At 72.1% G+C, this 4,009-nt stretch carries 4 protein-coding genes; 1 reads left to right on the forward strand and 3 read right to left on the reverse strand.

Going from position 1 to position 4,009, the window contains the following annotated elements; translation table 11 throughout:
• Positions 1–330: 330 nt before the first annotated feature.
• Positions 331–1,554, forward strand: coding sequence for a phospholipase D-like domain-containing protein (locus AAC134_RS23535; protein WP_339952197.1), 1,224 nt, complete (start codon positions 331–333; stop codon positions 1,552–1,554).
• A gap of 100 nt (positions 1,555–1,654) precedes the next feature.
• On the opposite strand, the gene rplT is transcribed toward AAC134_RS23535, so the two are convergent.
• The 3 genes from rplT to pyk form a co-directional block, all read right to left on the reverse strand.
• Positions 1,655–2,017: a 50S ribosomal protein L20 gene (gene rplT, locus AAC134_RS23540; protein ID WP_339952199.1), complete on the reverse strand. Its 363-nt coding sequence runs from the start codon at positions 2,015–2,017 to the stop codon at positions 1,655–1,657.
• Between the two features lie 13 nt (positions 2,018–2,030).
• A complete protein-coding gene (gene rpmI, locus AAC134_RS23545; protein WP_339952201.1) occupies positions 2,031–2,231 on the reverse strand; it encodes a 50S ribosomal protein L35 in 201 nt (66 codons plus the stop codon).
• Positions 2,232–2,415: 184 nt separating this feature from the next.
• Complete coding sequence (gene pyk / locus AAC134_RS23550) at positions 2,416–3,861, reverse strand: pyruvate kinase (protein WP_339952203.1); 1,446 nt, start codon at positions 3,859–3,861, stop codon at positions 2,416–2,418.
• Positions 3,862–4,009 lie beyond the last annotated feature (148 nt).

Raw genomic sequence — 4,009 nt, forward strand, 5'->3', positions numbered from 1 at the left:
ATGCGGGGGACGCGCGGTCGGCCGGGGACGCGGGCGCCCCGGCGCGTCCGCTGCGCGGCCGCGACCGCCCCGCCCTGCGTCCCCTTCGCCGTCTTCCGTCCGGCCGGCGCTTGCAGTGAGGGCTTCCCCGCCCGGCCTGTGACCCCATTGCGTGCTTGCGCCCGACCTTTGTCGTCGACGCGGGCTTGCCCCGCAGCCCCGCGGCGCCATGGTGTGGACAAGACCCGGCCGCGGCAGCGCCCTGCGCGGCGTCCACCTGTTCGGGCGTCCGCTCCTCGGAGCGGTTTTCCATGTTCGGCCCCTCGTCGACCGCAGCCAAGATCGAGCGTCATGCCCCAGGACCTTCCGACCCTGTCGCGCCCTGCCCGCGCCCTGCACGATCCGGCCGCCCGCCGGCTGGCGCTGGCGTTGGAGAGCGCGGTGGGCGCCCCCTTCAGCCACGGCGCGCGCATCGACGTGCTGCGCAACGGGGTCGAGATCTTCCCCGCCATGCTGGAGGCCATCGCCCAGGCCCGCCGGCGCATCGAGTTCCTGACCTTCGTCTACTGGACCGGCGACATCGCCGAGCGCTTCGCCCAGGCGCTGGCCGCCCGCGCCCGCGAGGGCGTGGAGGTGCTGGTGGTGCTGGACGGGTTCGGCGCGCGCCCGATGGACCGCGGGCAGCTGCAGATGATGCTCGACGCCGGCGTCGAGGTGCGCTGGTTCCGCCCGCTGAGCACCTGGCGGCTGTGGCGAAGCGCCCACCGCACCCACCGCAAGGTGCTGATCCTCGACGGGCGCGTCGGTTTCGCCGGCGGAGTCGGCATCGCCTCGGAGTGGGACGGCGACGCGGACGCGCCCGAGCATTGGCGCGACACCCATTTCCGCATCCGCGGCCCGGCGGTGGCGGGGCTGCGCGCGGCCTTCTACGAGGACTGGATGGAGGCGGGCGGCGACCTGGGGCCGCTGTTCTCGGTGGCGCCGACGCCCTCGCGCTCGCGCCCCGGGGTGGACGCGGCGGGGGGGGCGCTGGTGCAGGTGGTGCCGGCGGGCGCCTCGGTGGGGATGAACTCCATCGCGCGGCTGCACAACGCGCTGATCCGGCTGTCGCGGCGGCGGCTGCGGATCTGCACGCCCTATTTCTCGCCCGACCAGACCATGGCCGACCTCCTGATCGCCGCCGCGAAGCGCGGCGTGGAGGTCGAGGTGATGATGCCGGGCCCGATCATCGACAAGCGGCTGTCGGAGCTGGCGGGCTCGGAGTTCTGGTCGGACCTGATGCGGGCGGGGGTGAAGCTGATGCGCTTCCAGCCCACGATGCTGCACGCCAAGCTGATCACGGTGGACGGGCGGCTGGCCTCGATCGGGTCGGCCAACTTCAACCAGCGCTCGCGGCTGAAGGATCACGAACTGTCGCTGAACCTGCTGGATTCGGAGCTGACCGCCCGCCTCGACGGCCATTTCGACGAGGATCGCGACCGCTGCGTGCCGGTGGACATCACCCGCTGGCGCCGCCGCTCCTGGCTGCGGCGCGCGGCGGAGAAGGCGGCCGCCCCCCTGCGCACCGAGACCTGAACGAGCCGCGCGCCCGGGGGGGCGCGCGAAAACGCCCCGCGGGAGGGTCCCGCGGGGCGTCTGAATTCCGGCGATCGTCGCGACGATCGGGCGGCTGGGCTCAGGCGAGCGCGGCCTTGGCCTTGGCGACGATGGCGGCGAAGGCCTCGGGCTCGCGGATCGCGAGATCCGACAGCACCTTGCGGTCCACCTCGATGCCCGACAGCGTCAGGCCGTTGATGAAGCGCGAGTAGGTCAGGTCGGCGTCGATCGCGCGGACGCCGGCGTTGATGCGCTGGATCCACAGGGCGCGGAACGTGCGCTTCCGACGCTTGCGGTCGCGGGTCGCATACTCCTGCGCCTTGTCGCGCGACTGCTTGGCGATGCGGAAGACGTTCTTCCGACGGCCGGAGTGGCCCTTGACCTCGTCAAGAACCTTCTTGTGGCGGGCGTGGGCGGTGACGCCGCGTTTCACTCGGGACATTCGTCAGGCCTCCTCAGCGCGCGTAGGGCAGGTAGAGCTTCACGATCTTGGCATCCGCCTCGGACAGCACCATGGTGCCGCGCGCATTGCGGATGAACTTGTTCGTGCGCTTGATCATGCCGTGGCGCTTCCCGGCCTGGGCGGCGACGACCTTGCCCGAACCGGTCACCTTGAACCGTTTCTTGGCGGAGGCCTTGGTCTTCATCTTGGGCATTTTCGGCTCCTCGAAAGGGGCGCCCCCGGACCGGGCGATCCCGGCGGAGGCCAATCTGGAAGGACGCGGCAGCCCGTACCGGCCGGCCCTCCCGTCTCAGGAGGGCGGGCTATGGGGCAAGCGGGTGAGGGAGTCAAGCGCGCGGCGGGCCGGCCCGTCGGCGGCGGGCCGGCGAGGGGGGCGCCTACTCCGGCTCGCCCTCGTAGATCAGACGCTCGTCCACCGGGGCGACGCGCAGGATGTTGGTGGTGCCGGCCACGTTGAAGGGGATGCCGGCGACCACCACGATGCGGTCGTTCTCGGTGGCGAAGCCGTGCTCGCGCGCCGCGCGGGCGGCCGAGACCACCGCCAGCTTGAAGCGCTCCACCTCGTGGGTGAGGATGCAGTGCATCCCCCAGACCAGAGCCATCCGTCGCGCCGTCCGGGTGGAGGGCGTCAGCGCCAGGATCGGCACGCGCGGCCGCTCGCGCGCCACCAGCTGGGCGGTGGTGCCGCCGTGGGTGAAGCAGGCGATGGCCTTGATGTCGGTGGTCTCGGCGACCTCGCGCGCGGCGGCTGCGATGGCGTCGGCGACGCGGGGCCGGGCGGCGGGGCGCAGGGCCTCCATCCGCACGCGGAAATGGGGGTCGCGCTCCACCTCCTCGGCCACCGAGTTCATCGTGGCCACCGCCTCGACGGGATAGTCGCCGGCCGCGGATTCGGCCGAGAGCATCACCGCGTCGGCGCCGTCGTAGATGGCGGTGGCGACGTCCGAGACCTCGGCCCGGGTGGGCACCGGGGAGTTGATCATGCTCTCGAGCATCTGGGTCGCCACGATCACCGGCTTGCCCGCGTGCTGGGCGGTGGTGATCAGGCGGCGCTGGATCACCGGCACCTTGTGGACCGGCATCTCGACGCCGAGATCGCCGCGCGCGACCATGATCCCGTCGGCCTCGGCGAGGATCGAGTCGATGTCGTCGACCGCCGCGGGCTTCTCGATCTTGGCGAGCACCGCGGCCCGGCCGGCGGCCAGGCGCTGACCCTCGGCCACGTCGTCGGCGCGCTGCACGAAGCTCATCGCCAGCCAGTCGACGCCGAGCTGGCACACGAACTCGAGGTCGTCCTTGTCCTTGGCGGTCAGGGCGGGGATCGGCAGCACCACGTCGGGCACGTTGACGCCCTTGCGGTCAGAGATCACGCCCCCGACCTCGACGATCGTGTCGGCCGAGGTGTCGTCGCAGCTGTCGACCCGCAGCCGGATCTGGCCGTCGTTGATCAGCAGGCGCGAGCCGGGCTTGAGCGCCTTGAAGATCTCGGGATGGGGCAGGAAGGCGCGCGTGGCGTCGCCGAGGTCCTTGCCCAGCTCGATCCGGTATTTCTGCTCGTCCTTCAGCTCGGCCTTGCCCTCCTTGAAGCGGGAGACGCGCAGCTTGGGGCCCTGCAGGTCGGCGAGGATGCCGATCGGGCGGCCGGTCTGATGCTCCACCTCGCGGATGATGCGATGGCGGGCGGCGATCTCCTCCTGGCTGCCGTGGGACATGTTCAGGCGGAACACGTCCGCCCCGGCCTCGACCAGCGCGCGGATCACGGTGCGGTCTGAGGAGGAGGGGCCGAGCGTGGCGACGATCTTGACGTTGCGGAGGCGGCGCATTGTGGCTCCCATCGCGGCGGGTTCGGGCGCGCCCGGCCGGCGAAGCCGGAGGGGCGCAGGACGATCGGGGCCCCTCCTATAGCCCTGGCGTGAACGAATGTCGCCGGGGTGGCTGGGCGAAATCGACGCATACCGGCCGGCGGCAGGC

The organism is uncultured Albimonas sp. (assembly GCF_963977235.1).
Lineage (GTDB): Bacteria > Pseudomonadota > Alphaproteobacteria > Rhodobacterales > Rhodobacteraceae > Albimonas.